The organism is Saezia sanguinis, assembly GCF_963921665.1.
GTDB lineage: Bacteria > Pseudomonadota > Gammaproteobacteria > Burkholderiales > Burkholderiaceae_C > Saezia > Saezia sanguinis.
In genome coordinates, this window is record NZ_CAWUGC010000003.1 from 25094 (window position 1) to 42536 (window position 17443).

Sequence of the window (17443 nt, forward strand, 5' to 3'; positions counted from 1 at the left end):
ATAATATGGGCGCGGTTTTTACGGGTTTGCGTGTTTCGCGTCATACACAACCGTTGGCAGTAGCCAAAAACCACCCGGCTGGCCTTTGCACATGCCGGTGGAGGCCATTTGCGTGGCGACCAACTGTTTGCCATCCCACGAGTAGGTTTCCACATACCAGCAGTCGCCGATGCCACGCCCTTTTTGGCCTACAAAGATTTGGCCGTTTTCATAGCCTGTTGCCATGCTGGTAATGAGTTGGGCAGAATTCAAATCGCGGTCAATCAGCCAGAAAGCATCGCCGGTATTGTAGGCGGCAGACCAGCAGGAACGTGATAACAAAGCGTGCTGGTCATTCAGGGGGTAAATATCCAAAGTCTGCTCCTGGTCATCCCGAAGAGAGCATTCTTCTGCATAAGTGTCCTGGGTTAGGGCAATGAGTTTTTCCTGCTGGTTCAGGTAGTATTGCTTCAATGTTTCATCTTCATCACGTGTGGGCGGGATGAGCAGTTCAGGCACAGGCCGGGGTTGAAGTACGCCGGTTTCCGGTTTGTTGCCTGGCCGGATCATGGCACCTGTGGTGCCGACCCGGTTCTGGAATTCATCCATTTTCAAAAAAACAGCGCTCATGCCCTGGCCGGAGAGTATGCCCTGTTCATTGCCATCTGAAAACACAATGGGCTGATCGGTTCTGGCTGCATTGAGCAACGCCTGCACCTGTGCTGCACTGAGGGCAGTCGGGGCGGTCTGGTAATCAATGGTGCCGTGGCTTTTGTCGCCAATTTGGAATTGAATTGTCAGGGGCAGTATGCTTTCATCATCAAAGTCGCGCACATATAGCTCACCACTGACCGCCTGGTTGGCCCCGGCTGCACGGGTCAGCAAAACAGAGATGCCCAGATCCCCCTCTTCACCAAAAGCCTCATAACCGGCAGCACGGCAGGTGCCGGTGTTGTCGCATGCCAGCTCCCAGTCATGATGCGAAAAAGCAATGCCCTGTATTGGTTGCGCCTGCACGGCTGCTGCAAATATATTGAAAATGGCCGCGGTAAAAATCAGGCCGATGTGTTTGATGGTTGTGAGCAATGGTGGATTCATGTTGCAGATTTGTTGCTTGTCAGTCCATTTGAATGTAAAAGGCCAGTATGTGTACTGTGGTGCCGTAATGCCGCATTCTAGCCAGCACTGGGCCGTAAAGGGAAAAACACTGAAATTGATCGGAAATACGACTGAACCGGCCTTGCTGTTTCATAAGGCGGTTGTGCAGACGGCTATATACATACAGCAGCGGTACTGCGGGAATTGGGAAAATAATGCAACCCGTATGCGGTATTGTTAGGCGTTCTTTTTCCTGAACATTCCCAGTGTGCCAATGACAAGCCCTGCGATTGCGGGCAGCACCCACTGCATCGAAACGCCTGCAAACGGCAGCCAGTTGATCGATGCCGGATAGACCTGCGACAACAAACTGACCAGCACGGTCACACCAATGGCAAGCTGGAAGCACAGGTCAGGAATGCCTTTGAACAGCCGGTCAATAAAAATCAGGGCAATCATCACGATGGTAATCGGGTAGATGACCCGCAGCACGGGGATGGAACCCTGGATCACCTGGCTGAGGCCCTGGTTGGCCAGCACAAAACTGATCAGCGTGAAAATGATGGCATAGGTCTTATAGGAGTGTTTTGGCCACAGTTCATAAAAGTAACTGCTGACCGATACGATCAGTCCGATGGCTGTGGTCAGGCAGGCCAGAGTCACCACAATGGCCAGCAGCAGTTTTCCGCCACTGCCGTAGGTTGCGGCGGCCACCTGGGTCAGAATGTAGGTGCCATAGTGCTGCTTGCTGGCAGCCAGCGCCGCCTGTTCCTGCCCGCTGATGGGGTAATGGTTGCCAATCCAGCCCAGTGCCAGGTAAATCAGCGCCAGAAAGCCACCTGCAATCAGCGCGGCTTTGAACGCATTGCTGAATACTTCTTTGTGTGTGTTTAAGCCGGTGGCACGCACGGCTTTCAGTACGATGATGCTGAATGCCACCGCCGCGATGGTGTCCATGGTTTCGTAGCCATCCAAAAAACCGTTCATGAACGGTGCATTGGCGTTGAAGTCGCTGGCAATGTTGGTAACCGGCTCATCCAGTACAAAAAATGCTTTGACGACCAGCGCAATGATGGATAAAAGCAGCAGGGGGGTTAACACTTTTCCAACCACATCGACAATGCGGTTGGGTTTAACGCTCAGCGCAAACACAAGCAGAAAGTAAAGCGAGCTGAATATCAGCAAGGGCGGCTTGAAGCCGCCAATGCGCCAGTCCATCAGAGCAGGGTCTAAAAAGCTGGCTGCCCCCATTTCAAATGCGGTGGCCGCTGTTCGCGGAATAGCAAAAAAAGGCCCGATGGTCAGATAAATGGTGACCATGAACAAAACGGCAAAAGCCGGATGCACACGCCTAGCTTCGCTGTTAAAGCCGTGCTCAGAAAACAGGCCGGCCACCACCCCGATCAGCGGCAGGCCGACGCCCGTCATGATAAAGCCCAGAATCATCCAGTGAAAAGTATCTCCGCTTCTCCAGCCCAGGCTGGGTGGGAAAATCAGGTTACCAGCCCCGAAAAACAGGGCAAACAGCATAAATCCGATGGCAATGGTTTTTTTATTCATGACAGACTGTAAAACGTAACTGCACATTCTTGCGATGGGCCGCAGGAAGCACGCCCTAAAAAGCGGGCTGAAGTGCACCTGATAATGCGGATACGCTAAATGCTCAGCCTGAAAGGATAACGGATGTTGCCCAACAAGGGGCCAAGCGGCTGCTAAAGATGCTGAAACTACTGAGGTACCATCAGGGCTGCCAGCAGCAACTGAATTTTTTCGTGTAGTGCGGCAGGTGGCCTGTGCCGGTTTTTGGCGTGCCTGGGCGAATAGAGACAATGGCAGCCTGACAAAAATTGGCCGTACCAGGGAAATGCGCGATCCCGGTGCTGTCAATAAGATAAAGGTGGTATTTTTTTGATTTGACGAATCCCCGATGATGAGATCGTATCAAGCGCCAGGCCACATGAGGTTGTTTGATGCGACAGCTGTAAGTCTAATTCAAAAATGCAGAGGAGATCTTTATGGGAAAGTCCAATTCAATTGAGCAGCAACAAAAATCCAACCAGGCATTTCAGGAATACGTTAACAGTATGAATAACGAAATGAATAAGCATCTGGCAGAGGCAAAAAGCGCCATAGATGCCCTGATTACCAACCACTACAAGCCTTACCCTGACAAAGCGGAGTTGATTGTCGGTGAATACAGCCATCTGGCAACGGTGAGTGAATGGTCGTTAGGCTCGGTCAACAAAATCCTTGATGCATGCCGCAATGCCATTTTCGGGGCACAGGCGCCCGACGGCACCCAAAAAGGGACTGATGATAAAAAGGTGGATGCCTCCATTGCGGAGCTGAAAAGCCGCGAGCTTTTGATTGCCAATGCTGCTTTTGATGTGGTGCAAAGCACACTGAGTACGATAGGCAGCAGCTCCAGCACATCCATTACCACCAAGACAGACGCCAAAGCCATTGCGCCTGGCATGATGCTTTTTATCTGTGTGATGGAAAATTCCTACAACCGGAAAGATTTTTTTGCCGGTGAAACCATCGTGCAAAATATGTTTGTGTTTCGTGTCTATTACTCCATTAAAGAGGGGGAAAGCGTATCCAAGCTCAATGATTTGCAGGCGTATGAAAACCAGAAAGCGGCATTTCGCTCACTGCTCAAGCAAAACGATGAGAAGGTGGCCTCGCTGGACGTCACCAGCGACAATTTCATGACCGACTTGCAAAAGCTCACGGCTATTTCTGAAACTTTGAACAAAAGGCTGGTGGCAATTAATGAGAAAATTGCGCAACTGTCCTCCTCAAACATGCTCAGGGCCGGCAGGAGTGATGCCCTGGTTCATGATACAGAGGGTGACGCCATCGTACAGCGTATCACCAGTAAACGTGATGCTGCGCTTGCCAGTTACCGAAGGTCTCTTTGATCCGGCTGCTGAGTCAAACTGGGAGCTTCAGTGATGCACACAAAAAAGCATTTGACCTGGCGGGAAAAGCAGATACTGTGTTTGATGATGAAAGGCATGCGCTGTAAACAGATTGCCGATGCTTTGGGCGTTAAGGAACTGACTGTGCGCAAGCAGCGTGCCGGTCTGATGTTCAAGTTCAGTGCCCACAATAGCATGCAGTTGCTGCAGTTGGCTGAAAATTTGAATTTACTTAAGGGGATCAAACCCATGGTGCAAAAAAAATTTATTTGCTGACACCGCGGGAAAAAGAGGTGGCCCTGTTGATTGCCAAGGGTAAGTTCAGCAAGGAGATTGCTAAAACACTTTCGATCAGCATGCATACGGTGTATAAACACCGCGAGAATATTTACCGCAAGATGGGTATCCGGTCTGCATGTGAACTGACCGTATGTCTGCTGGTGAACAAAGGAGAAATCATATGCCGATAGATAAAGGTGCGGCAACACAAGGAGAACTGGGTACAAACTGCACAATCTGTCTGGAAGGCGGTTGCGACGCCAAGCTGGAAGATTGCGGGCATGTATTCCACTGGACATGCCTTGAGGGGCTGATGCAAGCACCGCCCCCGACAAACAGCCTGTGTCCGAACTGCCGGGCACGCATCAGCAACTGGTTTAACCTCAGAGGCGGGCACTGGTGGGATGATTCTTACTGAGTGCGTGAGCGGTAACGTGCATGATAAAAACCACCTGAATAATCAGGTGGTTTTTTGGTTTGATGCGTGTGGTAAAACACGTTTGCCGATGCAGCATACGGATATGCCTGGGGAAAAAGCACCTGGCAGGTACTGCTCATGACTGGTATATGCGGCGGCTGCAAATGCATGTCTGTGTTCAAAATATCAGATTTTGTGCCCAACCAGCGTTGCAACCAGATGTTTGGTCTGGCGGTCGATTTCATCAATGTGTTTGAGTTTTTGCTCCAGGCTTTTAATCAGGCAGGTGTAGATGGTGATTCTCAAATGGGTATTTGAAATCTTATCCTTGTCTTTCAGCCTTTTGGCGCGTTGCTCTTCTTTGCGCAACATGGTTTTCACTTCTGCGATCTGTGCTGGTATGTCTTCCAGCGGGTTGGATTTGGCGTCCGGGTTTTTGTTGGTGTCCTGGCGTTTGCAAAAACTTTTTTTCAACCGGCAGGCAATTTCAGTATTGACGGAGTGGTCGCTTTCAAAAGCGGCGTCCTGCAGTTGGATCGCCAGATCAATCGGGATATCGAACCGCAGTTGCACACGTTCAATGGTGGGTTTTTTCAGCGAAGACAGCACTTTTTTGGCAGGAGCTGAAGGCGGTTTGCCTGTGCGGGTACCCGCACTGGCGCCAGTACCAGCGTTGCTAGAAGGGGTATGCGTCTCATCTGTTGAGTACTCAAATAGCAGTTCTTCAAAGAAGGAGTCATCATGGTCGGACATAAGAATTTTCATTTCCCTTTGTCAAAAGATGCATAAAAAATGCATTGATACGTTTAAGGAGTTTGTCCGCGAAAAAAAGTTCAGCCCCAATATGCACCACAATGGTGAATTAGTAGACATATCGAAGGAAAAATACAATAAATTAAATTGTATTTTGGGCATAATGAAGCGATCATTATGAAGTCAGGGGGCCTATGTCGGTAACAATTGAGATCAAAAGCGCAGGGCTGTTTAAAAAGAAAGTAACGTTTGCAGAGCTGCCAAAGCTGTTGGGTGCAGATATGAAGGTGGGAATCAAAAACCACGCCAACGTATTTGAAGAGACCGATGGCCAGGAGGGCAGTTACTTTACAGTTTATCGGCCGGCGCGTATTGGCCGGGGCTTTGGTGTGGAGTTGAAAAATGGCGGGCGCACGGTGTCGCTTTACCTGAATGACCCGTCTACCGATGGTGATATCAGCGACTACTATGATGCGGTGTTTCGGATTGCCCGGTTTTTAAAGGCCAAACATTACTATAACCAGGACCATGAGGGGCATTCGTTTCTCAGCAAGCTGGCCGATGAGAAAGAGCAGAAAATCGCGTCGACCCGGAGCTTTTTGAAAGGCATTTTCGGTAAATTCGACAACATGACCATCTTCGGGGCCATCAATCCGATTGACCTGCAAGAGCAGATGATCATGCAGGTCAGAGCGGCGGGCACCGATGAAGGGGCGATGCGTATCTATGCGGATTACCTTGACCAAAAGCAGCGCCAGGACTACTACTATGCCAAGGCCACGCTGTATCGTAAAGGCGATCAGGATGCGGTGCTGGGAGTATATACACTGACAGAAGGCGCGTTGTCGGTATTTCCGGTCAGACCCGTGACCGATGCGAACCAGACAGGAAATGTGGATGTGAGCGAGTGGCGGCTGGCACTGGTAGGAGAAGTGAACGGTAGCCTGGGCATGATGGGATGGGTCGGCTTTGACCAGGGCATTGCCTATTTGCAGAAGCTGCCGCATGAGGTGTACGACAAAAGCCATATCATGGTGCAGCTTTCGCATCAGCAGATTCAGGAGTTGCTGGCCCAAGATGCAGTTCAGTAACTCGCCCCGCGTGCAGGCAGATGGCTGCTGTCTGGCGTGATGCCGGCAACTGGCGTTCAGCAGGTGACGGAGAAAACCGGGCAATGTTGTTAAGGCATGCCTGCATCATGCAGATGTGCTCTATCTTACAAATGAAAAAGCCGGTGATAACCCGGCTTTGTGGTGATGAACTGGACGCTGTATTAATCGTGTATATGGCGCAGTGCGGTGGTCTCGTCAGGTTCAAGGTGGATAAACAGGCGATAAAAGCCGATCAGCAGCAGAATATTGGCAAAGACAACGCATGCCTGAATGAGCGCGCCAAACTTGGTGGCAAATACGCCAAGGGCCACCAGACCGATAAAAATCTGTTCAGGCGTAATGATGCTCATAATGGCAATGACGACACCGATGATGGTGATCCAGACGCCGATATTGAGCACAATGCCAACCGTGATCAGCATCAACCCCGGTGCAGGCATATCCAGGCGCTCACGCAGCCGCGTTGTCCGCAAAAACACGATTGTAATGATGATGGCCGCAACAATCGGGATCAAAGAGGCAAGCTCGCTGTCCCAGTATGGCATGCCAAGCGCACGGCGCAAACTGTCCCATGGCAGGTTGTCGATAAATTGAACCAGCAGGATAAGCAGTCCAAGAAAAATCCGTTTCATATTTGTTACCTCGTCAAAATAGGGTGGTCAGCGCAGCAGTTTGGGTTTGCCGTGGGCATTCAGGTTACGGTCACGCAGCGAGATCAAAATGGCTACCAGCAGGACCAGTGAGCCGAGTGCACCGCAGATGGTCAGCAGGTGCTGAAGCGTTGCAAAGATCGGGCTTTTGCTTTGATACGACAGCATTTCCAGCCAACCGGTGGCACCAATCAGGTACGCGCCGATGCAGCCCATCAGCAGTTGTGTTCGCCGTGCAACGTGTTGCACATGGTCCCACAGTTGTGTCAGGAAGATAAACAGCCAGGCCGGAACCAGGGCCAGCACCACAGCAAAAATCTGGTTTCTCATGGGGAAAATTTTGCCTGTCAGCCAGTAGTCAAGTCGGCTGAGAAATGCCACGTCATCAACCAGCTTAGGCAAAGCAAACAGCACCGATATGGTGATGGCCAGCGCAAACAGCACGGCGATTTTGCTTGTCATCGGCAGGGCCGGTATTTTGACTTTGCCTTTGCGGCCAGGTGCGTCCGCTCGTGCTTCAGGCGCAATGTACTTGTCGTAGATAACGCCGCATTTCGGGCACTCATAATCGGGTGCGGTATCAGTACGCTTACGTTCGTAGCGGCATTTGGGGCACACTTTGCCTTTGGGTCTGGAAGACGCAGGTTTTTTCTCTTTTGTGCTGTTGCCGTGGGCCAAAACTGCTGCTGCAGGTGCCGCCGCAGCCGAAGACGGTTTTCTGGCTGCAGAGCGGGTAGCGGTGGCGTCATCCGACAGCGGTTTACGGGCAGCGTGGCTGGCTGCGGGCACTGAAAGCGGCGCTCGTGCAGCGGGTGCAGGTGCGGCGACTTCCTGGTGCAGCGGTTCCAGCGACAGTGCACCGGTGGCAGGTGTTGCAGCCACAGGGGATGAGACCGGCCCGGGAGCAGGTGTTGTGCTGTTTTCCAGCGGCTCCAGTGAGAGTTCATAAAACTCGCCACAGCGCGGGCACTCATAAGCCGGGGCCGTATCTGAGGGCTGGCGGGTATAGTTGCAATGGCGGCACAACGTTATGGACATTGTGGGCTCTCCTTAAAGTGAAGGGTCGACAAATGAATAGCGTCTCAATAACTTGTGTTCAAGCTTGATTGGGCTAGGGCGTGTGAACACATAATACAGGAAGTGCGCTGCACATCAGCCATAGATGGATGCGCGACAAAGCATACGCTATTGTCTGATGGCAGCCCGAAGGGAAAGACGCTCAGACAGCGCCCAGCGGCGTTAGCCCTCGTTTGTGTAGATGGACTACATGGCACTCGGTTTACCTTGCTGGTCATCTGTCTGAACATGCTTTCGCGCTCCTATCATTTTGTATTCACACGCCCTAGTGTAAAAGCCATGTATTGATAAACGGTCCAAAAAATGCAAGGTATAAATTATTGATGCGGTGGGTATCAATATGTTAAACGGTGTGTTGCCATACGCATACAAAGTGCTGTCGGCACGGTGGGTGCCGCTGTATACAATGCGCGGGCATGTGGCATAAATGTGATATAAACAGGGTGCGCGCGAAAAAATAAACAGTATCGGTGGCAATGAAGGGCCGTAAAATCGACCACCCGGCAGCGGTTGAGGGAAACCGCCCGACGCGCACTGAATTGATTGCACCATCAACAAAGCCACCCGCAGGTGGCTTTTGTTTGAGGGCATTGTATTGTGCCTGTTATGCGGCCGGCTGGTTTTCCTGATGTTGCTGCGCCATCCGAATGGCGGCAATTGCCTGAAACAGCGGGTCATCATTGTCTTCGTCAGGTGTTTCCTGCTTTGTCATCTTGTTTTTCTTGGCGTACTGGTCGCATTTTTTCTGCAGGCGCTCCAGCGCAGGCAGCAGTTCTGCCCTGCCCAGCGTGCCGGCGGCTTCGATGCAGATGTCTAGGGCATCCAGGCTGCGCAGCGCTTTTTTCAGTGCGGGAATCACGCGCAGGTCTTTTGCCTGCGCCAGTGCATAGATGGCTTCGGCCCTGACCATTTCGTCTTTGTCATTGAGCAGCTTGACCAGCGCATTGCGGATGGCTGGTGTATAGATGTCTGCAGACTCATCACCATGACAATGCACGGCAAATGCCGCCCAGTCACGAATAGATTTGTCCTTGTCGCGCAGCAGTTTGAGCAGCAGGGCTTGCGTTTCGGGGTGCCTGATATTCATCAGCGCAAATATGGCTGAAAAGCGCAGGTCAAATTCCGGGGACTGCACGGCGTGGCTGATCGCGTCGAGCAGTTCCTGGGCGTACTGCGGTTTTTTGCCAAAATCAAAGTGCCCCAGGGCCGAGAGCGCACCGCTGCGCACCAGGGCGGCACGGTCATTGAGCGCCATGTTCGTTAAGCAGGCCAGCGCTTTTTTCTTGAGCGCAGGGGTCGGCAGTTTGATCTGGCCCAGTATGTAGGCGCTGATATCACGTTGCCGCTTTTTGCCCTGGCTGGCTTCCAGTGCAAATTCAACGGCTTCTTTACCACCCCTGATCTGCAGCTCTGCTGCGGCTGCGTAGAGCTCGTCTTCGTCGAACTCGCGCGAATCGAGCGCAATGCGGTTGACCTCATCCATCAACTGGGTAACCGTGCACTGGCTGAAGTATCTGCGCATGTAGTCATTGCGGTGCATGCGTAACTGTTCTTTGGATAGGGCTTTAGGCATGTGGGAGTCTCCTTTGAGCGCTCATTTTAGGGCGTTTTGCCATTTTGCAGACAATAAGTTGCATCATACATAAAGTAAGGCCAGTGCGCCATGGGCATTACCGGCAGGGTGGTTTCTGGCAACAGGCAAACCGCCGCGCTGTTGACCAGCGGCGGGTGCCTAAAAAAAGCCTGTGCTGCCTTTTACAGCATGGTTTGCAAAAAGGTGCGAGTCCGTTCGTGCGTGGGGTTGGCGAAAAAAGCCCTGGCTTCACCACCTTCGATGATTTTGCCCTGGTCCATGAAGTACACGGCATCAGCCACCTCACGCGCAAAAGCCATTTCGTGCGTGACTATGACCATGGTCATGTTTTCTTCCGCCAGCCGCTGGATTGTGCGTAGCACTTCGCCGGTGAGCTCAGGGTCCAGTGCCGAGGTTGGTTCGTCAAACAGCATGATGTCCGGGTCCATCGCCAGGGCGCGGGCTATGGCTACCCGCTGTTTCTGCCCGCCGGATAGCTGCGAGGGGTAGCTGTCCTGCTTGGCCAGCAGCCCGACTTTCTCCAGCAGCTCCTGTGCTTTGGGCACAATGGCTTCACGTTTTATGCCCTTGACGGTCATTGGTGCCTCGATGATGTTTTGCAGCACAGTCATGTGCGGAAACAGGTTGAACTGCTGAAACACCATGCCCATTTTGGCGCAGATGAGCCGTACCTGGGCATCGGGCGCATACACTGCGCGTGCACTGCCTGCCGGGGTGCTGACCAGCGTTTGCCCTTCAATCACAATCTGCCCGCGGTCAATTGTTTCCAGGTGGTTCAGGCAGCGCAGCAGCGTGCTTTTACCCGAGCCCGACGGCCCGATAATGGCCACCACTTCACCCTTGCTGATGCGCAGGTCAACGCCTTTAAGCACCTCCAGGTGACCGAAGCGCTTGGCAATATCGCTGGCGGTAATGAGCGCTTGCAGATCAGTCGTCGTAGACGGCATAGCGTTTCTCCAGTCGTTGGAAGAACCAGGTCAGCACCAGTGTCATGCACAGGTAAAACACCGCTGCCACCAGAAACGGTGTGAAGTTGGCGTCGCGGTTGACAAAACCACGTGCCACGCGCAGCAGGTCGTTGATTGCCAGCGCGTAGATCAGCGAGGTGTCTTTCACCAGCGTGATGGTTTCATTGCTCAGCGGCGGCAGAATGCGTTTGATCATCTGCGGCAGCACAATGCGGCGCATGGTCTGGGCGTAGGTAAAGCCCAGCGTCTGGGCGGCCTCGTACTGGCCTTTGTTCACGCCCAGAATGCCGCCCCGGAAAATTTCGGCAAAATAGGCGGCGTAGTTCAGCGCAAAAGCCACCACGGCGGCTTCAAAATGCGGCAGTGTGATACCGATGACCGGCATCAGCGGCAATGCATAGCAGATGAACAGCATTTGCAGCAGCAGCGGCGTGCCGCGCATCAGCCAGATGTAAATGTTGACCGCATAGCTCAGCGCGCGGATTTTGGACAGCCGCATTAGCGCCAGCGCCAGGCCCAGCGGAATGGATAGCACCAGCGTGATGCAAAACAGCTTGAGCGTGACAAGGGTGCCTTGCCACAAAGGCCCGATGATTTGGAATATGTAGTCCATTTAAAAGCAGACAGTCATGCAAGAGAGTCGGTCAGCCATGCTTGCGCCAGCAATGCATTGACGCTGAAAAAGCTACAGGATCAGGTCTTCTTCTGATGAAGCCTTTGGCCTGCAGCTTTTTAATTACAGAACCGTCACATTCATTTAACGATATCAGCGCCAAACCATTGTTGGGCAATTTTGGCCGAGGTGCCGTCAGCCTTCATGGCGTCCAGCGCTGCTTGCAGCTTGGCTTGCAGCTCGGTATCTTCCTTGCGCAGGCCTACACCATATTCTTCAGTGCCGAAATTGTCTTCCAGCACGGTGTATTCACCAGGCTTTTGAGCCACGTAATAACGGCCCACCACTTCGTCCACCACCACGGCGTCCACGCGGCCAATGGCCAAGTCCATCAGGGCGGTCACGTTATCGGCATATTTTTTCAGCTCGCCAATCGCATCGGCGGTTTCGGTGTCAGCCTCTACCGCGTCCACCGCGCTGCTGCCGTCCTGCACGCCAACCACCCGGCCAGTCAGGCCAGCCTTGTCGGTGATTTCAGAGCCGGCTTTGACAATGATGATCTGGTGGTTTTCCATGTAAGGATTGGAAAAGTTCATAACCTGTTTGCGTGCTTCGGTAATTGTCATGCCGTTCCACAGCAGGTCAACACGCTTGCCGGCCAGTTCAGCTTCCTTGGTGCTCCAGTCGATCGGTTTGAACTCGGCTTGCAAACCCATGCGTTTGGCGGCTTCGCGTGCCATGTCAATATCAAAGCCGACCAGTTCGCCCCTGTCGTCACGGAACCCCATGGGGGGGAAGTTGTCATCCAGCCCGATCACAATTTTGGCTGGTGCCGGTGCAGGAGCCGGGGCGGGTGCGCTCTGGCTGCTTTCGCTGCCTTTGTCACAGGCCGATAACAGCATGGCAGAGGCCGCGAGCAATCCTAAAACTAACTTTTTCATCATGATCAAATGGTCCTTCAAATGGTTCAATGGTTTTCAAAAAGCGGTTTCTGGACAACGCTCGCAAAAAGCACATATTGTCGGTGAAACTCTTGATATTGCTGCACAATTTGCCTTCAACCTGCATGGGCAGACGGCCCTTAACACTGTTGTATCCGCAGGCGCCCCGCCTGCAATGCCAACGGCATAACTTCTCATTATATGAATACTGCGGGCCAAGGGTAAAAAAGCGGGCAAAAGGGGAATAAAACGCATAAACAATCCATTTAACCCCTGGCGGCCGGTTGCGGCGTATAAGCCATACAGTCCCCTGCAATGTGCAGGGGCATACATCTGGTATACATCTGGCATGAATCAGTTAAAAACCTGTTCAAGGTTTGCCAAAAGGGGAGGGCAATGGGAAGAATCATCGTGTTGCTGCGGGCACTGAGCTGTGGTATTTCAGGCGAAGTCAGATGAATATCAATCACAATGCCGGTGAATGGCAAAAAGCGGGAGGGTATGTCAAGTGGGGTGTCAAGTGAAAAAAGTATGGATCTGGATAGCGTTGCTGATGGCCGCCATACCTGCCTTGGCGCAGGATGCTGGCAGCAGAAATACGGCCAGCCTTGTTGAAGGGCACTGGGCCATGGCAGGTGAGTTAATCGGAATGCCGGAAGGGGAGTCTTATCAACTGACGGATATTGCAGCTATGCGTTCTTCAGGCAGAATGCGCGGTGAATTCCTCTATGGCAACCAGGTGCGGTTTGAACCGGATCTGACGTTCAGAAGCTATTACACAGCACCATGCGGCAACGACTGCTTTCCTGCAGTGTACGGCAGGTATGACGTGGTGGATGCCCACCATATCCGGCTGCATTTGCTGCGCATGGAGCAGCACGGCATGTGTGGCAATTACAGTAAAACAGTGGATGTGGCTCTGGGCACCTATCGGGTGGAGGAAACGGGGGATGGGCTCCGTTTGCTCAGAGTGCCCGAATAAGCATAAGCCGCGGACTGGCGCAGCTTCTTTAAGCCGATCGGAAAGTCAGCAAAGAGGCCACAGGGCGTATGCACTGATAACAATGCATACCCCCAGGCCTTTGTCTACGCTGCTTCTTATCAGAACGAGAACCGCCACCCGGCATTAAGAGCCCATGGCTGCTTGAAGTTCCCCCCGCTGGAGCGCTCAAAGTCCACATAGACACTGTGCTGCTCATTCAAGCGGGCCGTCACCCCGGCACCATACACCCAGCGCGTGCCGCCAAAACTGTCTGTGAGGTAACTGTTATTGGCGGTAAACCCGATGTCTCCGTCAAACTCCTTGATGTAAGACACCTTGCCGTAGACATTGAACGGCGTGTCGCCGGATTTGACCTCATAGCCCGCCAGTGTGCCAATACGCCCCTGCGTTGTGGCGATGCTGTCCACATGCACCACCACCCCGTGCGAGCCGTAGAAGCTGCCGCTGCCCTGGTGGCTGTAGCTGAGCTGCAGTTGCGGTTCCAGGTAAAACCCTTCGCGGCTGGCCTGGTCAAAGTGGAAGCGTTTGCCCACCTCCAGCGATAAGCTGGCGCCATTGGTGCTGACATCGCTGCCGGTCACATAGCCCAGGCTGCTGTCAAGCTGGCTGTATTCGTTTTTCATCCACGAGTACTTGACCACCGCGTCCACATAAAAGCCGCCGTCTTCCACAAAGGTGGCATACAGGCCCAGGGTTTTGAGATCTACATCACCATTGCCGGTGTTGCCATAGTCCAGGTCGCCCTTGCTGTAGCCGAACATGCCGCCGGTATAAACGCTCCAGCCCTCAAGCTGGTTCCATTGGTAGTCGGCCCCGATCTGTATGCCCTGGTAGTCCATGTCAAAGCCACGGACGTAGCGTCTGGCGCCTGATTCAAACTTGCCGCCATAACCTCGTACCCACAGGCCCGCAGCACGCGGGTTGGCCCTGAGGTCGCCCAGGCGTTGCATCAGGGTGTGGTTTTCCATCATGGAAAGCAGATAAGCACCCGAGAAGGTGTTGACCTGGCCGGATACCGCATCTGATATCTCGCCGGTGGCGTACAGCTCCCAGCTTTGGGCCCAGGGGCTGCCGGTGGTGTCTGCCTGACGCAGGCCGTAGCGCCAGGCGCCAATATCAACCGGCTCAACCAGGTAGAAGCTGCCGCCGGTATTGGCGGTATAAACCAGCGGCAGGGTTTCACTGCCGGTGGTGTTGGTGGCACCGCTGTTAACAACAAACAGGCCATGGGTGCCGGAAGTGGTGCCGCTGACTTCCAGCGTATCGGCCTGAGCGGCCAGCAGGTCGGTCTTCATGACAAAAAAGCCACCCAGGCCACCGGCCATCTGCCCGAGGTTGGTCACGCTCAAACGGGTGCCCAGGGGGGCTGCGGTATAGTCGACAAAACCCTGGTGCAGGTTGAGCGTCGTGAGCGCAGAATCCTGGGTGATGTACCAGCGGGAGTTCAGGCCTTCCAGCGCCAGGGTATTGGTGGCATTGGTGGCAGAGGTCTGGGTATAGCCGGTAAAGAGGGAGGTGTCGCGCAGGGTGAGGTCGATGGTGCTGTTGTCATCGGCCACGATGGCCCCGCCACTGATGTTGAAGACGCCATCCCCGGTGACCGCAGCGTTGTTGCCTGCGCCATTCTGTCCACTGGCATAGATGGGGTCGGAGGTTTTGGAAGCGTCAACCGAAATGGTGGCACCATGCAGGTAGATATGCCCCCCGTCCAGGGCGGTGAGGCCATAGGCATTTTGTCCCTGGGCGCTGATGGCAGCGTTTGCCCCCAGTGATACCTGGCCGCCTTCGGCCTGTACCGCGTGCGAGGCGTCTCCTGTGGTGCTGACCGTGGCGCTGTTGCCGGCCGTGATGATGGAGGCATCACCCAGCGCGTAAAGCCCGGTGGATTGCGTGCCGGTGGTGGTGACGCTACTTCTTTCACCTATGGATGTATAACCGCCGCTGAGGGCAAATACGGCATGAGCGTCGCTGCCTGTGGCCGTTACCTGCAACTGATCGCCTGTGTTAACCTGTGCGCCGCTGCCATTGGCAACCAGGCCATACGCCTGTTGGCCAGCGGTGCTGACCATGTTGGCGTTGCCTAAATTGACGGTGGTATTGGGCTGGGCCCGTACGCCGTAGGAGCCGTCGCCGGTGGTGTCAATGGTGACGCCGGTGCCGGTTTCAATGACGGCGGCATTGCTGTATGCATACAGCCCGGTAGATTGCGTGCCGCTGGTGATGACATCGCTTTCGTCACCAATGAAGACGTAACCGCTACTGGTGGCATAAACGCCTTCGCTCTGGTCGCCACTGGTGGTGATGGTGGCATCGTGCCCGACCCTGGTTTCGGAGCCGGCACCCGTGGCATAAAGAGCGATGGCCAGGTCACCGGAAATGGTGATGCTGGCATCTTCACCAATGGTCAGTTTGGCGCCTGAGCCGGCACCGCCGCCGTTGGCAGAAGCACCTGTTGCAGTCAGAACCGCACGGTCACCAATGGTCAGAACCGAGTTGGCCTCATTGGAATAAACGAGAGTGGCTTCGTCTCCGGTGGTGGAGAAGTAAGCATCATCGCCAATGATGATGGTACCGCCGCGGCGTGTCTGAGCGCCGCGCGAACGCAGGCCCGAACTTTCAAATACAAAAAAATCGCCCACATGGATTTCCGACGCGCCGCCGTCACCGTCGGACTGCATGCCGTAGGAAATCTGGCCCGATGTATTGATGGTGACGTGATCACCCAGTGTCACGATGGCGCCGCTGTGCGAGCTGACCCCCAGCGTGGAATTGCCGCTGGTCACGATTGTGGAGTCGTCATCCAGTGTGACCTGTGAATTGCTTTGTGCATTGATGCCGTGGCCCGAGGTGCCGCTGGTGGTGATGAGGCTGTCTGCGCCCAGATTCACCACAGAACTGTTGAGGGCACTGATTGCGTAGCTGTTGTTACCGGTCGTGGTGACCGTTATTTTGCCCCCGCTGATGTTAGAGCTGGCAAGCGCTGTGATGCCGTACGAATATGTTCCCTGGGTGCTGATGCTGACATCTTCCCCCATGACCACAGTACCGCCGGACGCGTAAATACCAATGTTGTTGGTTGTGGTACTGCCCGCAAGGGTCTGGATTGTGCTGCCCGAACCGATTTCAATGCGGCTGCTACCACCGGCAAACACACCATAGTGCGCGCCATAACTGTCGCCTGAACCATCATTGGTGATGCTAGCGCCAGACCCGATCACGATGCTGCTATAGTCCCAGGCCGCCTGAATGGTGCCGCTACCGGATGCATTGTTTCGCAAAATAGCGTTATTGCCCACTGTGACGTTTCCGCCCAGGTAAGAAACAATTGCCATGCCGCTTGCTGCTTTTAAAGCATAGACTTCGGCATCATCGCCCAACAGAATGGTGCCCCCGTTGGCATAAACACCCACTGCCATTTTTGAGGCCGGGTCAGCCGAGTTGCTCACAACGACCTTGCTGCCGCTGAAATCAATGAGGCCGCCTGTGAAAGTGCGCAGGCCGTAGTTGCCACTTGCCGGGTCGGTGGCTTCACCCTGAACGATGACCGTGATGACCGTGCCGCTGCTGGCAGTGGCGGTTTGCCCATTGTTCGCCGTCAGCGCGTTTGTATTGTCGTTGGTATTGGGCAGTGTGATGGTGGTATTTGTGGCAAAGCTCTGGTTGCCGCTTATCGGGCCGGTGATGCTGGCCTGCCCGTAAGCCGCGCCTGCGGCAAACAGGCCTAAAGCAGCCAGGCAGGCCTTATGCACAAGGGCTTTGCTCCAGTGTGCAACATGTTTGTGGTGAGCAGACTTGGGGGAGGTATGGCGCACGGCTGTGCTGCTTTGAGCCTTGTGGTTTTTTGCCAGCTCGGATGCAACAACCAGTTGGTTTTGAGAGCGGCTCCATACGATGCGATAGGTCGTATTCATGATACTGCTTGCCCTGTAAAAATAGATGAAAGAACGAACTCTACGGTTCTTTATTTTTTAGAAAAGCAGTTAGTCTTTCCTAAGAAAATAGTACAGAGGTTTTGATTGATCAGGTATAAACAG

16 protein-coding genes are annotated in these 17443 nt (G+C 53.8%); 6 read left to right on the forward strand and 10 right to left on the reverse strand.

Annotation, left to right across the window (positions count from 1 at the left end):
• Positions 1-18: 18 nt before the first annotated feature.
• Positions 19-1077, reverse strand: coding sequence for a DUF1176 domain-containing protein (locus AACY98_RS02890; RefSeq protein ID WP_339801363.1), 1059 nt, complete (start codon positions 1075-1077; stop codon positions 19-21).
• A 237-nt stretch (positions 1078-1314) separates the two neighbouring features.
• Complete coding sequence (gene brnQ, locus AACY98_RS02895; protein WP_339801366.1) at positions 1315-2637, reverse strand: branched-chain amino acid transport system II carrier protein; 1323 nt, start codon at positions 2635-2637, stop codon at positions 1315-1317.
• Between the two features lie 455 nt (positions 2638-3092).
• Between brnQ and AACY98_RS02900 the strand changes: the two genes are divergently transcribed.
• Genes AACY98_RS02900 through AACY98_RS02910 form a run of 4 tightly spaced genes read left to right on the forward strand, consistent with a single transcriptional unit; the run spans position 3093 to position 4698 of the window.
• On the forward strand, positions 3093-4001 hold the full coding sequence (locus tag AACY98_RS02900; RefSeq protein WP_339801369.1) for a hypothetical protein: 909 nt from the start codon (positions 3093-3095) through the stop codon (positions 3999-4001).
• Between the two features lie 33 nt (positions 4002-4034).
• A complete protein-coding gene (locus AACY98_RS02905) occupies positions 4035-4277 on the forward strand; it encodes a response regulator transcription factor (RefSeq protein ID WP_339801372.1) in 243 nt (80 codons plus the stop codon).
• A gap of 17 nt (positions 4278-4294) precedes the next feature.
• Positions 4295-4471 (forward strand): response regulator transcription factor, encoded by a 177-nt coding sequence (locus AACY98_RS15000; RefSeq protein WP_369126763.1) that lies wholly within the window; start codon positions 4295-4297, stop codon positions 4469-4471.
• Positions 4462-4698, forward strand: a complete 237-nt coding sequence (locus AACY98_RS02910) for an RING finger domain-containing protein (RefSeq protein WP_339801375.1) — start codon at positions 4462-4464, stop codon at positions 4696-4698. Before AACY98_RS15000 ends, AACY98_RS02910 begins: the two co-directional genes overlap by 10 nt.
• A 186-nt stretch (positions 4699-4884) precedes the next feature.
• Here the strand turns inward: AACY98_RS02910 and AACY98_RS02915 are convergent, their stop codons facing one another.
• Positions 4885-5451, reverse strand: coding sequence for a hypothetical protein (locus AACY98_RS02915; protein WP_339801377.1), 567 nt, complete (start codon positions 5449-5451; stop codon positions 4885-4887).
• Positions 5452-5645: 194 nt separating this feature from the next.
• Between AACY98_RS02915 and AACY98_RS02920 the strand changes: the two genes are divergently transcribed.
• A complete protein-coding gene (locus AACY98_RS02920; protein WP_339801380.1) occupies positions 5646-6542 on the forward strand; it encodes a DUF4299 family protein in 897 nt (298 codons plus the stop codon).
• 182 nt (positions 6543-6724) lie between these two features.
• On the opposite strand, the gene AACY98_RS02925 is transcribed toward AACY98_RS02920, so the two are convergent.
• The 6 genes from AACY98_RS02925 to AACY98_RS02950 all read right to left on the reverse strand — a co-directional run bounded on the left by AACY98_RS02925 (position 6725) and on the right by AACY98_RS02950 (position 12406).
• Entirely contained in the window at positions 6725-7195 is a 471-nt protein-coding gene (locus tag AACY98_RS02925; RefSeq protein ID WP_126980765.1) for a hypothetical protein, read from the reverse strand.
• A 27-nt stretch (positions 7196-7222) separates the two neighbouring features.
• Positions 7223-8251: a hypothetical protein gene (locus AACY98_RS02930; protein WP_339801383.1), complete on the reverse strand. Its 1029-nt coding sequence runs from the start codon at positions 8249-8251 to the stop codon at positions 7223-7225.
• A gap of 643 nt (positions 8252-8894) precedes the next feature.
• Complete coding sequence (locus tag AACY98_RS02935) at positions 8895-9863, reverse strand: HEAT repeat domain-containing protein (protein ID WP_339801385.1); 969 nt, start codon at positions 9861-9863, stop codon at positions 8895-8897.
• Positions 9864-10045: 182 nt separating this feature from the next.
• Positions 10046-10831, reverse strand: a complete 786-nt coding sequence (locus tag AACY98_RS02940; protein WP_339801388.1) for an amino acid ABC transporter ATP-binding protein — start codon at positions 10829-10831, stop codon at positions 10046-10048.
• Positions 10812-11465 carry an amino acid ABC transporter permease gene (locus AACY98_RS02945; RefSeq protein WP_126980769.1) on the reverse strand — a complete coding sequence of 218 codons (654 nt, stop codon included), beginning with the start codon at positions 11463-11465 and terminating at the stop codon, positions 10812-10814. The genes AACY98_RS02940 and AACY98_RS02945 overlap by 20 nt, the downstream gene beginning before the upstream one ends.
• A 140-nt stretch (positions 11466-11605) precedes the next feature.
• On the reverse strand, positions 11606-12406 hold the full coding sequence (locus AACY98_RS02950; protein ID WP_339801610.1) for an amino acid ABC transporter substrate-binding protein: 801 nt from the start codon (positions 12404-12406) through the stop codon (positions 11606-11608).
• A gap of 520 nt (positions 12407-12926) precedes the next feature.
• Between AACY98_RS02950 and AACY98_RS02955 the strand changes: the two genes are divergently transcribed.
• Positions 12927-13388: a hypothetical protein gene (locus tag AACY98_RS02955; RefSeq protein WP_339801391.1), complete on the forward strand. Its 462-nt coding sequence runs from the start codon at positions 12927-12929 to the stop codon at positions 13386-13388.
• 119 nt (positions 13389-13507) lie between these two features.
• Here the strand turns inward: AACY98_RS02955 and AACY98_RS02960 are convergent, their stop codons facing one another.
• Positions 13508-17320: an autotransporter outer membrane beta-barrel domain-containing protein gene (locus tag AACY98_RS02960; protein ID WP_339801393.1), complete on the reverse strand. Its 3813-nt coding sequence runs from the start codon at positions 17318-17320 to the stop codon at positions 13508-13510.
• Between the last annotated feature and the right edge of the window lie 123 nt (positions 17321-17443).